Source organism: Mammaliicoccus sp. FSL K6-3158 (genome assembly GCF_038005105.1).
GTDB classification, from domain to species: domain Bacteria; phylum Bacillota; class Bacilli; order Staphylococcales; family Staphylococcaceae; genus Mammaliicoccus; species Mammaliicoccus sciuri.
In genome coordinates this window covers 282,981-303,010 of the sequence record NZ_JBBOSL010000001.1, presented here as the reverse complement: position 1 = coordinate 303,010, position 20,030 = coordinate 282,981, and the positions used below count along the sequence as shown (strand labels likewise).

The window sequence follows — 20,030 nt, the reverse complement described above, 5'->3', positions numbered from 1 at the left end:
ATTTTCAACAAATGTCAATAGTTTGACTATTTAAAATATTCTATAGTTTCATTTATTCGTATTAATGATTATTCACTGTTAAAATAAAACAATATCTTAAACAAACGAGGAGATTAACATGAATAGATCAGACTTAATAGCACCAGAAACATACAATATTGTTAATGAAATCGAAAGACATGCAGTAGATGAAACGAAAGAAGCCATTATATTCGAAGATGTCGATGGCAACGTAGAAACGATTACGTACGCTAAACTTCTACAAAATTCAAATAAAGTGGGCAACATCTTTAAAGCACAAGGTCTTCAAAAAGGCGACAAAGTACTTATTATGATGCCACGCTCAATAAAAACATATGAAGTATACATTGCTGCACTTAAACTTGGGCTTATTATCATTCCAAGTTCAGAAATGTTAAGAACTAAAGACTTACAACATCGCATTACGCATGGTGAAGTCAATGCAGTCGTAGTCATCGATCAATGTACAGGCGAATTTGAAAATATTCAAGAATATGATCAACTCACTAAATTTATTGTAGGCTCTAAACAACAAGATTGGATTTCTATCGATGAAGCAATACAAACTGCAAGCTTAGAACTTACAGTTGATGAAACAAAACGTGATGATATCGCAATTTTATCATATACATCTGGTACAACTGGATTACCAAAAGCTGTTATACATACACATGGATGGGGATTTGCACACATCCAAACAGCGCCAAAACATTGGTTAAGTATTACAGACAAAGATACTGTATGGGCAACTGCAGCACCAGGTTGGCAAAAATGGATTTGGAGTCCATTTCTATCAATATTAGGTTCTGGCGCCATCGCATTTGTTTATAATGGTAAATTTAATGCAGCTAAATATTTGGACTTACTCGAAAAACATCAAATTAACGCATTATGCTGTACACCTACTGAATATCGATTAATGGCTAAACTGCCAAATCTTTCAGACTATACATTGAAACATTTACACAGTGCAGTATCAGCTGGCGAACCATTAAATAAAGAAGTCATCGAACAATTCAATCATAACTTCAACATTAAAGTAAGAGATGGATATGGCCAAACTGAGAATACATTACTTATCGCATTTTTAAAAGATACAGAAAGCAGACCAGGTGCCATGGGTAAAGCAATACCAGGTAGTTATGTAACCGTAATAGACGAAGATGGCGACCCAATAACTAACGGTGCCACAGGAGACATTGCCGTATCATTAGATTCACCATCATTATTCCAAGGCTATTTTAAAGACGAAGAACGTACCGAAAAATCAAAACGTGGAAACTATTATGTAACTGGAGACCGCGCAAGATTAGACGAAGATGGGTACTTCTGGTTTAAAGGAAGAGAAGATGACATTATCATTAGTTCAGGTTATACAATCGGACCATTCGAAGTAGAAGATTCACTTACTAAACATCCGAAAGTGCAAGAATGTGCAGTCGTCGCAAGCCCAGACGAAATCAGAGGCAATATCGTCAAAGCATTTGTCATTTTACAAAATGATATCGTAGGCGACGAAGCACTCGTCAAAGAACTACAAACTTACGTAAAAAGTGACGTCGCACCATATAAATATCCAAGAGCAATCGAATTTGTATCCGAACTACCAAAAACTAATTCAGGCAAAATACGCCGCGTTGAATTAAGAGAAGCAGAAAAAGAAAAATATAATAAACAATCATAGGAAAAGAAGTATTGAAAAGTAGTGACTGGAGGACGAGACAAAATGTATGTCTCGTCTTTTTTTGTTTGAGATGAGATATGTAGAGATGTCTTGGCTTTACTCATCCATTAAGCCAAGAATCCCCCACCTCTCCCACCAAATCTCCAACACACCCACCTTATACCATCAAAAAAGCATTCGACCGTATGATCGAATGCTTTATAAATATTATCTAACATATTCAAATATGCCAGCTGCTCCCATTCCGACGCCGATACACATTGTTACCATACCGTATTTGGAGTCTGGGCGTTTACTCATTTCTGACAATAGCTTACCTGTTAACATAGCACCTGTAGCACCGAGTGGGTGTCCGAGTGCTATTGCACCACCGTTAACGTTTGTCTTATTAATATCTAACCCTGCTTCGTTTATAGATGCTACTGTTTGTGAAGCGAATGCTTCATTGAGTTCTACTAAATCGATATCATCTACTGATAAATTTGTTAATTCTAATACTTCTGGTATTGCATAAGCTGGTCCTATGCCCATTAATTTAGGGTCTACACCTACTGCTTTAAATCCTACAAATTTAGCAATTGGTTTAACACCTAATTCTTTTACTTTGTCGCCTGACATCAATACAACAAATCCTGCTCCGTCTGTAAGTGGAGCCGATGTACCTGCTGTAACTGTGCCGTCAGCTTTAAATACTGTTCTTAATTTAGATAATGTTTCTAAATCTGTTTCTGGACGAATGAGTTCATCTTGTTTAAATATTTCTTTCGTTACATTTGGACCATTCTCATCGTATTTAACTTTATGCACTTCAATTGGTATAATTTCATCTTCAAACTTACCTGATTTTTGTGCTTCTGATGCTCTTTTATGACTTTCAACTGCATAAGCATCTTGTTCTTCTCTTGAAACTTTATATTCTTCAGCAACCATTTCTGCCGTTAGTCCCATAGGATAAGAAACACCTGTATCCGCTTCTTGTAACTCCGGATTATTTGTTGGCTCATTACCCCCCATTGGTACGGCACTCATTAATTCAACGCCACCTGCTACAAGCACATCTGCCTGCTTAGACATAATTTCATTTGCTGCTATCGCAATGGTTTGCAAGCCTGAAGAACAATAACGATTAACCGTTTGTCCAGGAACTTCATTTGGTAATCCAGCAAGTAATGCTATTGAACGTGCAATATTTTGACCTTGTAATCCTTCTGGAAAAGAGTTCCCCACGATAACATCTTGAACCATACTTCCATCAAATGTACCACCTACACGATTGAGTACACCTTTTAATACTTGAGCTGCAACTTCATCAGGTCTTTCATGAAATAATGCACCACCTGGTTTAGCTTTACCTGCTGCAGAACGTCCGTATGCTACTATATATGCCTCTTGCATTGATATCCATCCTCTCTTATTCAACACTTCATTAGTTACGTAATGGTTTACCTTTTTCTAACATATGCGTGATACGATCATATGTTTTTTCATTTTTGAGTAGAGATAAAAAGCCTTCTCGTTCAAGCTTTTGAATATATCGTTGATTAATATACGTATTACGAGGTAAATCTCCACCTGCAAGTATATGTGCAACTTTTAAAGTAATTTCGTAATCATAATCACTAATGAAGTGACCAATTCTTTGCGCATCTAGTTCAGCTTGTGCTAAAGCTTTAAAATCTCTGCCTAGCGCTGGATATTGAGCTTTAGGTTTAGGAATATAGTTTGTTTCAGATTCATATCTCGCTTTATTTAAAGCAACTTCAACACGTCTTTCTTTGTTGAAAATGATTGTATCGATATCTCTTAAATAACCATATCTCTTAGCTTCGTATGCATTTGTAGATACTTTAGCTAAACCGACATTCATTAATACTTTCGTAATCGATGCTTGTTTATCATCATTTTTATGATTTGTTCTAAGTACTCTATCTGCAAACTCTGCTAATCCACCACCTGAAGGTAATAGACCTACACCAGTTTCAACTAATCCAATGTATGTTTCACTCGCAGCAACGATAAATGGTGAGTGTAAGACAACTTCACAACCGCCACCTAAAGCTCTACCATGAACTGCAGTTACGATAGGTTTTAGTGAATATTTCATTCTTCCGAAACTTTCATGTAATTTATCAATTGCCGGACCTACTAATTCATCTACTTTCTGACTTTCATGTGCTTGTTTCATTAAGAACAAGTTTGCACCAACACTGAAATTATTGCCATCTGCATATATAACCATGCTTGTATAATCTTCTTGTTCTAATAAATCAATCGATTCTATTAAGTCGTTCGCAAAGCCATCAGATATAATATTATTTTTACTTTGAATTTTAAGTAATAATTGATCTTTATTTGCTACTGATAAATTAGAATCTTCTCTATTCCATACTTCACGGTCAATAAAAGCTGATGTCGGTGTGACACGTTCTATTGATTCGCCTTCTTTATAGAACCCACCACTTTGTTGTTCGATCCATTCAGGTAATTCACCGAGTTCTTGTTTCATTCTATCTTTAACACGGTCAAAGCCCATTAAGTCCCAAAGTTGGAATGGTCCCTTTTTCCAGTTAAATCCCCATACAAGCGCACGGTCTACATCTTTAAAGTCAGTTGCAGCTTTAGGAACATTAATCGCTGAATAATAGAAATTATTCCTTAATGTTTCCCATAAGAATTTACCTCCATCATCTTCAGCATTAAAAATGACATCTAAATTGGATTTTAAGTCTTTACTAAATCTAGTAAGAATTTCGAATTTAGGCGGTTCAGGTTGTACGTACGAATCACTTTCTATATCGTAAACAAGTCTTGTCTTTTTATCTTTTTTATAGAAACCTTGTTTCGTTTTTCTACCTAACGAGCCATTTTTGACAAGTGTATCGGCAACTTTAGTATCTTTGAAATACGGTTGCTCTTCAGGCACTTGTTGGAGTCCTCTCGTAACAGTAACGGCTATATCTAAACCAACTAAGTCAGATAAACCATATGTTCCGGTACTCGGTCTACCAATTGCTCTACCCGTTAAAGCATCTACTTCAATAATTGAAAATCCTTGTTCTTCGCCACGATACATAATGTCATTCATCGTTTGTGTACCGACTCTGTTCGCTACAAATCCAGGCACGTCATTCGCAATGACAACACCTTTACCAAGTACTTCTTCAGCAAATACTTGTGTTCTTTCAACAATCGCATCTGACGTATTACGATTCGGAATGACCTCTACAAGTTTCATAATGCGAGGTGGATTAAAGAAATGTAATCCTAAAAATCTTTCTTTATCTTGATCACTAAATGCTTTAGATATTGCTTCAATTGGAATACCTGAAGTATTCGTCGCAAATATCGCATTATCTTTCGCAACTTGAGTAACTTGTTTCCATACTTGATGTTTAATATCTAATTCTTCTTTAACCGCTTCAATATAAATATCTGCATCATCTTCACCTATTAAATCATCTTGAAAATTACCGTAAGATAAATTAGATGCAAATTCTAAATCGAATAATAAAGGTCTTTTAGCATCTGTAATTACATCATATGCTTTTTTAGAAATTTTATTCGGGTCTTTTTCATCGATTACTATATCTAATAATTTTACTTTTAAACCTGCATTCACTAATAGTGCAGCAATTTGGCTACCCATTGTACCTGCACCTAGAATGGTCGCTTTACTTATCGTCATAAAAAGTCCTCCAAATTCATATATTCTGAGTGTGTTTCATCTTGCTCAGTTAACTTAAATAAATGCTGAATCTCCAGTTAATGCACGTCCAATTAACAGTGCATTGATTTCGTGTGTACCTTCGTATGTGTATACTGCTTCTGCATCTGAGAAGAATCTCGCAATATCATATTCAGCTAAAATACCGTTACCGCCTGTGATACCTCGACCCATTGCGACAGATTCTCTTAATCTAAGTGAATTCATCATCTTAGCAGTTGAAGTGGCAACTTCGTCGTATTCACCATTTTCTTGCATTCTAGCAAGTTGAGCACATATAGACATTGAATGTGCTAAATTCCCTTGCATCATTGCTAATTTCTCTTGGATTAATTGATATTTACTAATTTCTTTACCGAACTGTTTACGTTCTGTTACATAATCAAGAGTTGCGCGTAAAGCACCTGCTAAAGCACCCGTTGCCATATATGCAACACCTGCACGTGTAGAATAAAGTACTTTCGCAATATCTTTAAAACCATTTATATTTTGAAGTCTTTGATCTTCTTCAACTTCTACATTGTCTAATTTAATAATTGTATTTGGAATGATTCTTAAAGCAATTTTATTTTCAATCACTTCAATATCCACACCTGCTTGTTCTGGTCTAACAATAAAGCCTTTAGGTTTACCTGTTTCAACATCTACAGCATACACCGGAATAACATCCGCTAAATTTGCACCGCCAATCCATTTCTTTTCACCATTTAAAATCCATTTATCGCCTTCACGTTTTGCAGTTGTTTCTAACCCACCTGCAACATCTGATCCGTGTTCTGGTTCAGTTAACGCAAAGCATGTTCTTAGTTCATGTGATTGTAATTTAGGGATGTAGTATGCAACTTGTTCTTTACTACCACCGAATAAGAATGAATTATGTCCTAATCCTTGATGGACACCTAATAATGTTACTAAAGATACATCGAATCGTGCTACGACATAAGACATGAAAAATTGGAATAATTGACTAGGTGTCTTAGCACCTTCACGCCCTTCAAATAATAATGGATTTTGGAAATAGTTGAGTTTCCCCATATCATCGAAGAAGTCTTCTGGCACTGTCGCATTCACCCAATGTTCGTTGATTGTTGGACGATATTTTTCTTCTAATAAATCATCAAGTTGTTTTAAGAACTTGACTTCACCATCTGTTAATTGTTTCGAAATATTCAATACATCCTCTGGAAATAATGCTTTTAATGTTTCTAATTTTGTTGACATATATATGACCTCCAAATGTTATTAAAGCGCTTACATAATTCTCTAAAAAAATTTAGTATTCATGTTAGCGTCATCTTTGTTTATTGTTGAAACTTTCTCTTCATCATAGCTTTCACTTCTAACTTGTCTGGTTTAGCAGTTGAAGTTAATGGCATTTTCGTAACGGTTAGATAATTTTTAGGCACTTTGTAACTTGCCAAGTTTTCACGCATATAAGCATCTAATTTCTCTACGAAATCTGGATCTTGTTCATTAAGTAACACAGCAGCCGCTACAGTTTCACCAAATTTTTCATTTTCGTAACCTACGACAACACATTGTGCGACGAGTGGATGACCAGCTAGAACGATTTCAACTTCAGATGGTAAGACGTTCTCTCCACCTGTAATAATCAGTTCTTTTCTTCTATCTACAATAAATATATCGCCATCCTCATCTATACGTGCTAAATCACCTGTTAAGAAAAAGCCATCATGGAAAGATTCTTCCGTTTCTTTTGGTTTTTGCCAATAACCTGGTGTAACTTGTTTACCTTTAATCGCTAATTCACCAATTTCACCTACAGGTACGTCGTTGAAATCTTCGTCAAATAATCTTGATTCTACATACATAACTGGCTTCCCTATACTCATTGGCTTTTCAAGTGAGTTAGTAGGTGTATTAATCATCGCTAATGGTGCTTCTGTTAAGCCATAACCATTAATAATATTTAACCCCATGCTTGCAAATTTTTTCTGAACACCAGGCAATGGTGCTGAACCACCTTGAATAAGAAAATCAATATTGTCAAAGTTCTTCACATCAAAGTTAGGTGCTACTAACATGGCATAATACATTGTTGGAATAAGCGATAAGTAATTCGGTTTATATTTAGCCATTAAATCGTTGAGTTGTTCACCTTCGAAGTAACGATGTAATACGAGTGAACCACCCGCCATCAACAATGGAATCACTAAATCATTAAATCCAAATACATGGAACATCGGTAACGAAATAATAGATGAAAATCCTGAATTCACTTTATAAGTGAGTATCGTATTAATCGCATTTGATGTGAATGAATCATAAGTAAACATGACACCTTTTGGTAATCCTGTTGTTCCACTTGTGTACATTAATGCCGCTAAATCATCACGACCTACATCTACTGTCTTGAATGGTTTATGATTTTTAGGATTTACAAGTTCATCATATTCAGGTGAATCGATATCCATGTGTAAATAGTCATCTGCAATCCCTTGTAAACTACTTAAATGACGATTCGCATAGAATATAAACTTCACACCTGAATCTTCTATGACACTTTCAATTTCGTTCGGTTTGAGTCTCCAGTTCATTGGGAAGTATACTGCGCCAATCTTAAATGAAGCGAATAGTAGGTCAAGAACCGCTACATCATTTGGTGCAAATATCCCAACGACATCTCCCTTTTTAATACCTTGTTCTTCAAGATGGTTGGCTAAGTTCTCAGCACGAATATTTAAATCTTGATAAGTCCATTCTGTTCCTTTTAGTGGATCGGTAACTGCTGCCTTTTCTTCGTCATATTGCGCTCTTGTTTTAATCCAATCGTAATTCATATTAAACTACCCCCTTAATAGTTTGAACCATTGTCTTTAATACATTGTTGCAATCCTCCCCAATTTTCTTGATAAATTTGCTGATCCGTTACTTTAAGTTCTTCAGCAATTATCGGTTGAAATGCTATATTGGCTAGAATATCTTTCTCTAAATCTAATCCAGCTGCAATTTCAATCAATTTCACACCTTCATCGGTTAATTGGAATACAGCGCGTTCCGTTACATAATAGATCTCTTGATTTAATGACTTAGCATAAGATGCATTGAAGTCCATATTATGCACTTGTTCAACAAATTTCTTTGCATGACCTTCTGTTTCAATAACTAAACCTTTATCATTCCAAGTAGCCTTACTTCCTACTACCATTGTTCCTGAGAAAATAATTTTTTGGACCGTTTGGCTAATATCTATGAATCCCCCACAACCATTCATTCTATCGCCATATTTTGAAACATTGACATTACCAAACTGATCCACTTCAGCAAAGCTTAAATAAGCTACATCTATGCCTCCGCTATAAATAAAGTCCCATGTCATTTCATGTCGCATCTTCGCATCTAAATTGTAATTTAATCCGAAGTTTTGACCACTTCCAATCATCCCACCAAACACTCCTGTATCTATATTCAGTTGAACTAAGTCTTCAGCTTTTTCCTCAACCAATAAATTCGATAATTCATTGTTAATACCAAACCCTATACTCACAACATTATCTACATTTAAAAATTGGGCAGCACGTCGTAAAATCACTTTACGTGTACTCAATTCATTAATTGGTTCAGGCATACTAAGTACTTTATATTCACCCGAAATAGCTGGGTCATAATAATCTTGAATGGTTTGTCTATGATGTTTTGGGTCATCATTTACACATACATAATCCACAAGCTCTCCAGGAATAAAGACTTCAGTTGGTTTGAAGCTACCATGTTGTACAATTTCTTTAACTTGTACAATAACTTTCCCACCATTTTGATGCGCCGCTAGAGCAGCACCATAGCCTTCTCCTAAGTGTGCTTCATGATGCATATAAATGTTCCCCTCGCTATCAGCGTATGTACCACGAAGCAATGCAATATCAACTTTAGGAAATTTATATTGTAAATATTCCTCATTATTAATTTCTAATAAAGAAACGATATCTTCCTTAGTCACATCATTGACTTTTCCGCCATCAAATCTAGGATCCACGGAAGTGTGTAAACCTATTTTAGAAATCATATCTGGAAATTTGGCTAACGAATTCCGATAATGTGTAGCTAACAATCCTTGCGGTACAAAATATGCTTCTACATCATTATTCTTTATCGCTTCTATCGTTTTAGGTGAACCAATGATAATACTCATAATGAGTCTTTTAACCATACCTCTACTCACAAATGAATCTAAATCATAACCATCACCACGATAATCACTAATATCATTCGCAACCATAAAAGTTAAATCATTAAGGTTTCCATATTCATCATGAGCTTTAATCAAATGTTTTAAGACACTCACTGGTAAATTACTCACTGATAAAGCTGCCAGTGAAATAACATCTCCACTTTTTACAATGTCTTTCAAATCTTCGAACGAAATAATTTGCATACGATTATCCCCTATCTTTCATAATTACAATCATTCCATAAAAGACCTCCCCAATAAAATGTAAGCCCTTACATTAGTAAATATAACATAGTGTAAATATGAAAGAAAAGTAAAAAGGTATACGACAATATCTTTTTAATTACAAATTAGAAATAATTACAACTAACACTTAGTACCTCCTCACATACCGTAGTTGTAATATTTTTTAAAATAATTACTGCTCGTTCAGAACATACGTATACCCTGAAAATTATCACACACATAAAAAACTTCATTATATCAATAAAATATTACGGTCATTAAATTACTCATGCATCGTATAATCAACAACATTGAAATACCAATCACCAAGCGAAAATATCACTTCTCACTCTAAAATAATTTGAAATTTTATTATTTGATAAATGAAACATTAACACACAAGTAAATAATTAGAAGGAATAGTTGGAGTGGACAATTCTATATGTAGGATTTCTTAAAAATTGAACGATTCATTTATACGCGCACGATATCTCGAAGTCTTCGTGCGATACACCCTGATTTTATACCTCAGCGCACGATATCTCCCAGTCTTCGTGCGATATGCCCTGATTTTATACCTCAGCGCACGATATCTCCCAGTCTTCGTGCGATATGCCCTGATTTTATACCTCAGCTCACGATATCTCGAAGTCTTCGTGCGATATGCCCTGATTTTATACCTCAGCTCACGATATCTCGAAGTCTTCGTGCGATACATCCTGATTTTATACCTCAGCGCACGATATCTCGAAGTCTTCGTGCGATATGCCCTGATTTTATACCTCAGCGTACGATATCTCGAAGTCTTCGTGCGATACACCCTGATTCTGTACCTCAGCGCACGATATCTCCCAGTCTTCGTGCGATACACCCTGATTTTGTACCTCAGCGCACGATATCTCGAAGTCTTCGTGCGTTTAAACATAAAAAAGTCATTCCGACTTACCGGAATGACTTCTTTTTTCAAAATTATTTATTTAATTCTAAAGCTTCTGCTGTTTGTTTACGTGTTTTCTTCAATAATGCTGAGTCTTCAATTAAAGATTCTCCATATGAAGGGATGATTTCTTTAATTTTAGATTCCCATTTTTCCATATATTGAGGGAAGTTTTTCTCAATTACTTCTAAAGCTACAGATACTGATGTTGATGCTCCTGGTGATTCACCTAATAAAGCAATTACAGTATGGTCTTCTGAATTTACAACTTCTGTACCGAATTGAATAAATCCACGGCCATGTTCTTCTGTATCTTTAATAACTTGTACACGTTTACCAGCGATATGAATATCCCAATCTTCGTCTTTTGCATCTGGTACAAATCGACGCAATTCTTTCATACGATCTTCTTTACGTTGTAATACTTGTTGAATTGAATATTTTACAAGTGATAAGTTTTTAACACCTGAAGATAACATTGTCACAACATTACTTGTATTAATAGATTTAAATAAATCTAAGTTAGATCCATTTTTCAAGAATTTTGGACCGATTGCTGCGAATGGACCAAATAGTAAACTTTCTTTTCCTTGAATATAACGTCTGTCTAAGTGAGGTACAGTCATTGGTGGTGTGCCAGGTGGCTCTTTACCATAAACTTTGGCATTATGCTCACTTACTACTTTAGGGTTGTTACATACTAAGAATGCACCACTAATTGGGAATCCTCCAAGATGTCTACTTTCAGGAATTTTTGTTTTTTGTAGTAATGGAATGGCATGTCCGCCTGCACCGATAAAGATATAATCAGCAACATGCGTTTCTACTTTACCAGTTTCTAAGTTACGAACTTTAACTTCCCATTTACTATTAGAAAGTTGTTTAAAGTCTACTACTTCATGACGGAAATGAACTTGTGCATTTTCGTGTTTTTCGATATTTTTAACTAATTTACGCGTTAATTCACCGAAGTTAACATCTGTACCTTCGTCAATTTTACTTGCTGCAAGTGGTTCGTTTGAATTACGACCTTGCATCATCAAAGGCATCCATTCAGCTAATACTTTATGATCTTCTGTATAAGTTAAGCCTTCAAACATAGGTAAAGATTTTAATGCATCATAACGACGTTTTAAGAAATCTACATTTCGAATACCCATTACGAAACTGATGTGTGGTAATGGTCTAATGAATTCTTGTGGATTCTCGATAGCTTTGCTCTTAACTAAGTATGACCAAAATTGCTTAGAAATTTCGAATTGCTCGTTGATTTCTTTCGCTCTTTCAACATCAATTGAACCGTCCTCTTGCTCAACTGTGTAGTTTAATTCGCATAGCGCAGCATGACCTGTACCAGCATTATTTTTTTCATTTGAACTTTCAATAGCTGGTTGTTCTAATCTTTCGAATAACTTAATATTCCAATCTGGTTCAATATTTTTCAAAAAAGAACCAAATGTCGTACTTAAAATACCAGCACCAATAAGAATAACGTCTTTTGGTTGGTTATTATCCATTTTGATCACCTTTCTAAAATTTAAGATGTATTATATTCATGAATTGGGTGTACATAAATATAATAGTCTGAAAGAATTGCAACTTTCTTTAAGAGATATCTTAATTCTTTATATACCAATTCTAAATCAATATTGTGTAAAAGTAAATCATAAGGTGTGCAGGTCATATGATGTGTTGTAAAAATACATTGAAAATTTTATTTGAGCTTTCTAGTTGTAATTTCTACCTTGTAATAATACACTAATATTAAATAGATATTTGTCTCTTGCTTTGAATTTTGGATATTCATTATGCGTAATCAAGGAGGTTTTTCAAATGACTGTTGAAGGTAAAAATCTTATAAAAGTGAACCGACAGAATGAACAAAGATCTTCAGAGATTTCAGTTATGATTGAAGAAGGTGGATTAGGCGCTGATAATTACTATCAAATTATTAAGCCAAACGCGAGCCATAGGGAAACAGAAGAAAACATTTTCCAATTCGAAGATGAAGTTAATCAAAAAAGTGATTCTGATTTAATCGACTTACTTATTGTCAATGCACAGGAACATACTGCAGAAAATTACAAAGAAGCACAAAATATTATTAAAGCTGAGTTATTGAAACGAATGTGTTAAGTAGATTTATATTATGAGGCTGGACCATGATTGATTTGGTCCAGTTTTTTTATTTTACCGCCTAACACATCTTGTTTTACTTTTTTTAATGTTACCATTGCCTCTCTTATTGAATTAACCTCCTAATCATCATCCTTTTTTGTAAATATTTTGTAAAACATGATAGAATAGACTTCACCAAAGATTTTATAATATATTGAGGAGTTATTGAGTAATGATTGAACGACAAAGAAAAAGTACGAATTCAAACTCAATTCGTTATTTATATGGTTTAGATGGCTTACGCGCAATTGCTGTTATAGCTATCATCATTTATCACCTTAATCCTAAGTGGTTATCGGGTGGTTTTTTAGGTGTGGATACTTTTTTTGTTATTTCTGGCTATTTAATTACAAGCTTATTAATCTATGAATATCAACATACTGGCACGATTGACCTCTTACACTTTTGGAAGAAACGTATTAAAAGGTTACTCCCAGCAGTCTTATGTTTATTATGTATTGTTTTAATATATACCTTATTATTTGAACCGAGCATTATTAAAAATGTAAAACAAGACACATTTGCAGCTTTATTTTATGTATCTAATTGGTGGTATATTTTTCATCATGTTAGTTATTTTGATAGCTTTAAAGTGATGCCACTTAAACATTTATGGAGTTTAGCGATTGAGGAGCAATTTTATGTATTTTGGCCAATTTTATTAATGATGTTACTTCGCATAAAAAAATTAAAAAGACATTTCTTTTTAATTGTGTTTATAACTTCTCTTATTTCATTATTGTTAATGATCTTAATTGCTGAACCGAACGTTGATAATTCGAGAGTATATTTCGGCACTGACACTAGGTTACAAACTTTGCTATTAGGTGTTTTACTGGCATACATATGGCCGCCTTTTAGATTGAAGCAGCAAATTATAACACCGTTAAAAATAGGTATTGAAACAATAGGTTGTATTTCATTAGCGCTATTAATTTACTTTATGTGGACTGTCTCATCCAATAACAATTGGTTATACTTTGGTGGCATTTATCTTATATCTTTAAGTTCTTTACCTATCATTGCGAGCGCCGTTCACCCTAGTACGTTATTATCAAAAATATTAGGTAATCGATTATTGGTATGGATTGGACAAAGATCATATAGTTTATATTTATGGCATTATCCTGTCATAACATTTATCAATAAACATTTTGTTCAAGGGCAAATACCTATATATATTGTATTAGTTGAAATCATCCTAACGTTATTGCTAGCTGAAAGCTCTTATCGATATGTTGAAGTACCTATTCGAGTAAATGGGTTAGCATACTTCAAGCCTGGAAAATCACAATTAAAATCACTCATTGCTAAGAGTAGCATTACTTTAGTATTAGTTGGTCTTACGTTAACAATACTTTCAGGGCATTTTGATTATTTACAACAAACGCAACATCATCATGCTAAGACGACTTTTAAAGTTTCAAATCACGACCATAAGAATAGTTTGATATTACCTATTCCTAAAATAAATGTTAATAGCGAACAAACCATTAATCATAAAGGAAAGCATCAAGATAAAATGTTATTTATCGGTGATTCCGTCATGGTTGATATCGGGGAAGAAATACATAAGACATATCCAGGTGCAATTATTGATGGAAAAATAGGTCGCAATTTAAATGACGCTATTCCACTCGTTCAAGAAAAATACAATAACTTTAAAAAAGACAATCAAAAAGTAGTGCTCGAGCTTGGTACGAATGGTGATTTTTCATACGATGATTTGACAAAGCTCATTAAAATGTTTGGCAATGCGCATGTATATGTCGTTAATACACACGTACCAAGAGATTGGGAACAAAGTGTAAATGAGAAACTTTCGAAAGCAGCAGATTCACATAAGAATGTTCAATTAATCAATTGGTATCAAAAAGCTAAAGGCAATCCTGGATACTTTGCATATGACGGCGTTCATTTAGAATACAAAGGTGTACAAGCACTCGTGTCCGAAATAAATAAACATGTAAAATCATGATATTTGAAATTAACAAAAAAACAGTCTAGAACCCTATTTTGTTCTAGACTGTTTTTTTCGTTTAGCTCGTATTGTTTCTTCTATAATTGAACCGACTATGAGACCGACTGAGATGATGATTTTTCCTATTAATAAAATCATACGAAATCATCCTTTAATATCATATTTGAGTTCTGAAACAAATATTTATATTTGTGCTAATAATCTATAAGATTGCATTCTATCCTCATGCGTTATTGTATTTGTACTTACCATGATTTCATCACATTGATATTCTGCTTGAATAGCTTGAAGTCTTGATTGAACGGTTTCGACATCACCTATGATCATATTGTCTTTCATGTCATAAAGCATTTCTTTTTCTCGTTCACTTAACGCATCAAATGTCAGTACTTTTTCTTTTTTATCTTCACCTTGTGCTTTAGTTATTAAACTTTCTATAGCAAGTGCTTCCGCTTCTTCTTTAGTCTCAGCACATATGACAGATACCGTAACAATCACTTTAGGTGTTTCTTGATTTCTTTGCTCAAAATGTTCACGGTAACGATCCACAATTGCACGGCCATCTTGATCACTCATAAAAGCACCGTACACATAAGGCATACCATTTTTAGCTGCAAGTAAAGCACTTTTCTCACTTGTTCCCAATAACCATGGTGTTGGTGATACATCAGGTTGCGGTAACACATTTACTTTATGATATTCGTGTTCTAAAGGGAATTGCCCTTCCAAGAACATTAATAATTCTTCTAACAGTTCTGGTAAAGCCCACACCTGCTTTAAAAACTGCGTCGATAATGCATTAGTAGCTTCCGCTGAGCCACCTGGTGCTCTACCTATACCTAAATCAACTCTATTTGCAAATAAAGTAGCCAATGTATTAAACTGTTCTGCAACTTTATAAGGTCTATAATGTGGTAACAATATGGCACCTGCGCCAATTCTAATATGATTCGTATGTGCACCAATATATGAAAGTAATACTTCTGGCGCTGAACTTGCAAGGTTAGACAAACCGTGATGTTCAGTTAGCCAATACCTTTCATAACCTAAATCCTCTCCTAACTGTGCTAATGCCAACGAATCTTTAAAAGCATCACTGGCTGTTTGACCAGGCACAATCGGTGATTGGTCAAGTATACTCAATTTCATATTGCTCATCCCTTTTGGTCCTCTCGTATTTCTTTAAGCACAAGACGGTACACCGCAACTTGATTGTCTTTATATAAATTTGTTAAAGATGTTGAATAATTATAAATTTCACCTTTAAATTTCTTATCTTTATCCGGAATTTCTACATCAAAACGCCCTCTATATAATAAAACAGCAATATCGTGATACGCTTTACTCGTTACATTAAATTCAATTGTTACTTTATATAAACCATCTACAGTTTCATCTTCAAAATGTGTTAATGGAATTTGCGTTTTATCTAAATATATATTTTCAACCAATTATGTCACCTTCAAAGTTTATATTTATTATCTAACTTCAGTATAATATGTTGAAAGATATAATACATGCATTCTGTTTATAGCGCATGAATACTTGAATGAGTGTCTAATCATTTATTTGTCACCCATTCTTTAAACGCTTACAATATAATATGAATCTAAATGTGGACTTGAAATGTGGTGGGATTATTGTTAAAAAGACATGTGAAATTAATGAGACTATTACTTTTAAATCGTGATAGTTATTTAAACGGGACTGAAATAGCTGACTATTTGAATGTTTCAAATAGAACTGTAAGAAGCGATATTAAATATATTAATAGTGAAATTAAAGATGTCATTATTAGTATTAAAGGGCGTGGTTATCAACTAAATCACGAGTTGTATCAAGCTGAAGAGATAGAGTCTATTCTGAATCAATATACGGAAAAGAATGGTCAGACGCTCATCAAGATGGCTTATCAATTATTAATGTATAAGCAATCTGTTACCCTTGAGCAATTATCTGATGACTTTGCTTTAACGAAGAATGAACTTATCGATCATTTAAACCAAATTCAAGCTTGGTGTGAATCTTATGATGTTGTGATTAATCTTGTTAAAAGAAAAGGTATTACGGTAAGTGGTAATGAAATGGATATTCGCAACGCCATTCTTCATTTAAACCAACTCTCTACAAACAATGTTAAAGTAGAAGACTTTATTATGAATGAAATACCAAAAGCACATAGAGAATTAATGATGCAAATTATGGAACAACATTTAGAACATTACCATATTCAAACTTCAAAAGTGCATATTAAACAGTTGCTCGTACACCTTATTATCATTTTCAAAAGAATCCACGATACGACAGAGCAATGGGATATTAATCAAGAAGCTTTAGTCATTTCCCGAGCAATAATAGAAGACATCAACCGAAAGCTTAAATACACCTTAAGCGATGAAACAGCAAAGCTATTTTCATTTTTTATTAGCTATTATTTTGATAAATATGACCTCGGCTTTAAACAAATATTTATTCAAAGTTATATTGAACGCTTAATTTATCAAATGAACTCGAAAGTCGGTATAGATTTTATGCAAGATGCTGTACTTCGTGAAAATGTTTATTCGCATTTTAGTAGAACATATTTGCGTATCGTTAAGAATGTTTATATTAACAACCCGCTTACAGAGGATATTAAACAGCAATACCCTTTTGTGTTCAACGCATTATATGAAACGGTTCATTTACTTGAAGAAGATGCACAACTCAATTTAAGTGAAGATGAGATAGCCTTTTTAGCATTGCATTTTCAATCATCAATAGATCGTAATGTACAAGATCAATTTAATGTTGTCATTACTTGTTATTATGGACTGGGCATTTCAAGCTTGTTAGAAGCAAAAATTCAAAAGTTAAACCATAAAATTAATATTATCGATACGATTAAACTTGAAGATGTTTCAACATACCCATTCACTAACACAGATATACTTGTTACAACACACGACATTGATATGACACATCTACCTAGTAACGTACAAGTTGTTAAAGTATCGCCGTTATTTTCAGAAGAAGATGCACATAAATTTCAAACCATTTTAAATCAGAAGCAAAACCCTGTTTTAAACAACGACGCATTATTGCCTATCGATTTTCTATCAGTACCGATCGAAACAGACATACATTCTACTGTTGATATATTCCAACATGCAGAACGTTTGCTTAATCAACAACATGCTATATCAAGTGGGTATATTGAAAGTGCATTAGAAAGGGAGAAGTTCTCATCAACTTATATTGGAAACGGCATTGCTATTCCACATGGCGATCCTACTAAAGTCTTTAAGTCACATGTATTAATGTTTAGACTCCGCCAAGATATAGCATGGAAGCAGCATAAAGTTCATTTAGTATTTTTCTTATCTATTGCAGACAAAGATAAACAAGTAATGAAGAAAATCATGCACAGTATTGCTACATTAACAGAACAAGATGTTACGCATTTACTAAAAATAGAAGATGAACCATTCAAACAATATATCATTGAACGTTTTAAAGAATAATTGCCACTACTAACGGCAATTATTCTTTTTTATGTTTTAGTGAATGCGTTTACAATTGAATTAAGAAGGAGCTGACGTTATGAAAATTTTAGCAATTACATCATGTCCAAACGGGATTGCACACACTTATATGGCTCAAGAAAAATTAGAACAAGCCGCAAAAGAGATGGGCATAGATATTAAAGTAGAAACACAAGGTGGTGTCGGTGCAGAAAATGTTCTGACATCAAAAGAAATTAGAGAAGCGGATGGTATTATTATCGCTGCTGACAGACAAGTCGATTTATCAAGATTTGACGGGAAACGATTAATTAACGAAAGTGTTAGAGAAGGTATTCACAACCCTAAATTATTAATCCAACGCATCATCGATCAAGATGCACATATTCATCATGAAAAAGGTGGCAACAAACAAACTCATGATGACGAAGAACAAAAAAGTGGTCTACAAATGGTCTACCAACATTTAATGAATGGTGTTTCATTCATGGTGCCATTTATCGTAGTTGGTGGTTTATTAATGGCCATTGCTTTAACTTTAGGTGGAGATACAACACCAGAAGGTCTTAAAATTCCTGATGATTCATTCTGGAAATCTATTGAAAATATTGGTAGTTTAGCATTTAGCTTTATGGTTCCAATCCTAGCTGGTTACATTGCAGTCAGTATTGCTGATAAACCAGGTTTAGTACCAGGTATGATTGGTGGCGCAATTGCTGCTGATGGTAGCTTTTACGGAAGTGAAGCTGGTGCAGGATTCCTAGGTGGTATTGTCGCTGGTTTCTTAGCAGGTTATATTGCTAAATGGATTAAAAACATTAAAATTCCTAAAGCAATGGCACCTATTATGCCAATTATCATTATTCCTATTATTTCTTCAATTATTGTAGGACTTATTTTCATATTTGTTATCGGTGCCCCGATTGCAAGTATTTTTGAAGGTTTAACAACATGGTTAAAAGGTATGCAAGGTACAAATAGCATTATCTTAGCACTTATTATCGGAGCTATGATTGCATTCGATATGGGTGGCCCAGTTAACAAAGTTGCGTTCTTATTCGGATCAGCTTTAATTGCTGAAGGAAACTATGCCGTTATGGGTATGGTTGCAGTAGCTGTATGTACACCACCAATTGGTTTAGGTCTTGCTACTTTTATCAATAAACGTAAATTTAATAAAGGTGAAATTGAAATGGGTAAAGCATCATTTACGATGGGATTATTCGGTATTACTGAAGGTGCTATTCCATTTGCCGCACAAGACCCATTACGTATTATTCCTGCAAATATGATTGGTGCAATGGTCGCAGCAGCCATCGCAGCTATAGGTGGCGTTGGAGATAGAGTTGCACATGGTGGTCCAATTGTAGCCGTACTTGGTGGTATCGATAAAATACTATGGTTCTTTATTGCTGTCATTATCGGAAGTAGTGTTACAATGCTTGTTACACTTTTATTGAAGAAAAAAGAAGCAACAGTTGCATCACCTGAAATGGAATCATCTAATAGTGGTATGACAACATCATTTATGGGATTAGATGAAGATGATAACGATCAAAAAGAAATATCCACTTCAAATGATGAAACT

General features: G+C 34.3%; 12 protein-coding genes and 1 pseudogene. 5 read left to right on the top strand and 8 right to left on the bottom strand.

What is annotated here, in order from left to right:
• The first annotated feature begins 118 nt into the window (after positions 1-118).
• Positions 119-1,705, top strand: coding sequence for an acyl-CoA synthetase MbcS (gene mbcS, locus MHH94_RS01320; protein ID WP_106417379.1), 1,587 nt, complete (start codon positions 119-121; stop codon positions 1,703-1,705).
• A 207-nt stretch (positions 1,706-1,912) separates the two neighbouring features.
• Here mbcS and MHH94_RS01315 read toward each other — a convergent pair whose 3' ends face one another.
• The 6 genes from MHH94_RS01315 to mqo form a co-directional block, all read right to left on the bottom strand.
• Positions 1,913-3,100 carry a thiolase family protein gene (locus MHH94_RS01315; protein WP_058592116.1) on the bottom strand — a complete coding sequence of 396 codons (1,188 nt, stop codon included), beginning with the start codon at positions 3,098-3,100 and terminating at the stop codon, positions 1,913-1,915.
• Positions 3,101-3,131: 31 nt separating this feature from the next.
• Positions 3,132-5,390, bottom strand: coding sequence for a 3-hydroxyacyl-CoA dehydrogenase/crotonase FadB (gene fadB / locus MHH94_RS01310; RefSeq protein ID WP_325868116.1), 2,259 nt, complete (start codon positions 5,388-5,390; stop codon positions 3,132-3,134).
• A gap of 54 nt (positions 5,391-5,444) precedes the next feature.
• Positions 5,445-6,650 (bottom strand): acyl-CoA dehydrogenase FadE, encoded by a 1,206-nt coding sequence (gene fadE / locus MHH94_RS01305; protein ID WP_025907634.1) that lies wholly within the window; start codon positions 6,648-6,650, stop codon positions 5,445-5,447.
• Positions 6,651-6,730: 80 nt separating this feature from the next.
• A complete protein-coding gene (gene fadD, locus MHH94_RS01300) occupies positions 6,731-8,230 on the bottom strand; it encodes a long-chain-fatty-acid--CoA ligase FadD (protein ID WP_058592114.1) in 1,500 nt (499 codons plus the stop codon).
• 14 nt (positions 8,231-8,244) lie between these two features.
• A complete protein-coding gene (fadX, locus tag MHH94_RS01295) occupies positions 8,245-9,822 on the bottom strand; it encodes a fatty acid degradation protein FadX (RefSeq protein ID WP_058592113.1) in 1,578 nt (525 codons plus the stop codon).
• A gap of 990 nt (positions 9,823-10,812) precedes the next feature.
• The gene (gene mqo, locus MHH94_RS01290; protein WP_058592112.1) at positions 10,813-12,297 is read right to left on the bottom strand and encodes a malate dehydrogenase (quinone); all 1,485 of its coding nucleotides are present in this window, start codon (positions 12,295-12,297) and stop codon (positions 10,813-10,815) included.
• Between the two features lie 316 nt (positions 12,298-12,613).
• Between mqo and MHH94_RS01285 the strand changes: the two genes are divergently transcribed.
• Positions 12,614-12,916: a hypothetical protein gene (locus MHH94_RS01285; RefSeq protein ID WP_048540492.1), complete on the top strand. Its 303-nt coding sequence runs from the start codon at positions 12,614-12,616 to the stop codon at positions 12,914-12,916.
• A gap of 214 nt (positions 12,917-13,130) precedes the next feature.
• Positions 13,131-14,936 (top strand): acyltransferase family protein, encoded by a 1,806-nt coding sequence (locus tag MHH94_RS01280; protein ID WP_084756056.1) that lies wholly within the window; start codon positions 13,131-13,133, stop codon positions 14,934-14,936.
• A 186-nt stretch (positions 14,937-15,122) separates the two neighbouring features.
• Here MHH94_RS01280 and MHH94_RS01275 read toward each other — a convergent pair whose 3' ends face one another.
• Both MHH94_RS01275 and MHH94_RS01270 read right to left on the bottom strand, forming a co-directional pair.
• Entirely contained in the window at positions 15,123-16,088 is a 966-nt protein-coding gene (locus tag MHH94_RS01275) for an LLM class flavin-dependent oxidoreductase (protein WP_088592726.1), read from the bottom strand.
• A gap of 5 nt (positions 16,089-16,093) precedes the next feature.
• On the bottom strand, positions 16,094-16,390 hold the full coding sequence (locus MHH94_RS01270; protein ID WP_232156917.1) for a DUF3219 family protein: 297 nt from the start codon (positions 16,388-16,390) through the stop codon (positions 16,094-16,096).
• Positions 16,391-16,579: 189 nt separating this feature from the next.
• Here MHH94_RS01270 and MHH94_RS01265 point away from each other — a divergent pair, with 189 nt between their 5' ends.
• Both MHH94_RS01265 and MHH94_RS01260 read left to right on the top strand, forming a co-directional pair.
• Positions 16,580-18,442 (top strand): BglG family transcription antiterminator, encoded by a 1,863-nt coding sequence (locus tag MHH94_RS01265; RefSeq protein WP_340839316.1) that lies wholly within the window; start codon positions 16,580-16,582, stop codon positions 18,440-18,442.
• 79 nt (positions 18,443-18,521) lie between these two features.
• Positions 18,522-19,908 (top strand): annotated as a pseudogene (locus tag MHH94_RS01260) (PTS fructose transporter subunit IIC); the annotation flags it as partial.
• Between the last annotated feature and the right edge of the window lie 122 nt (positions 19,909-20,030).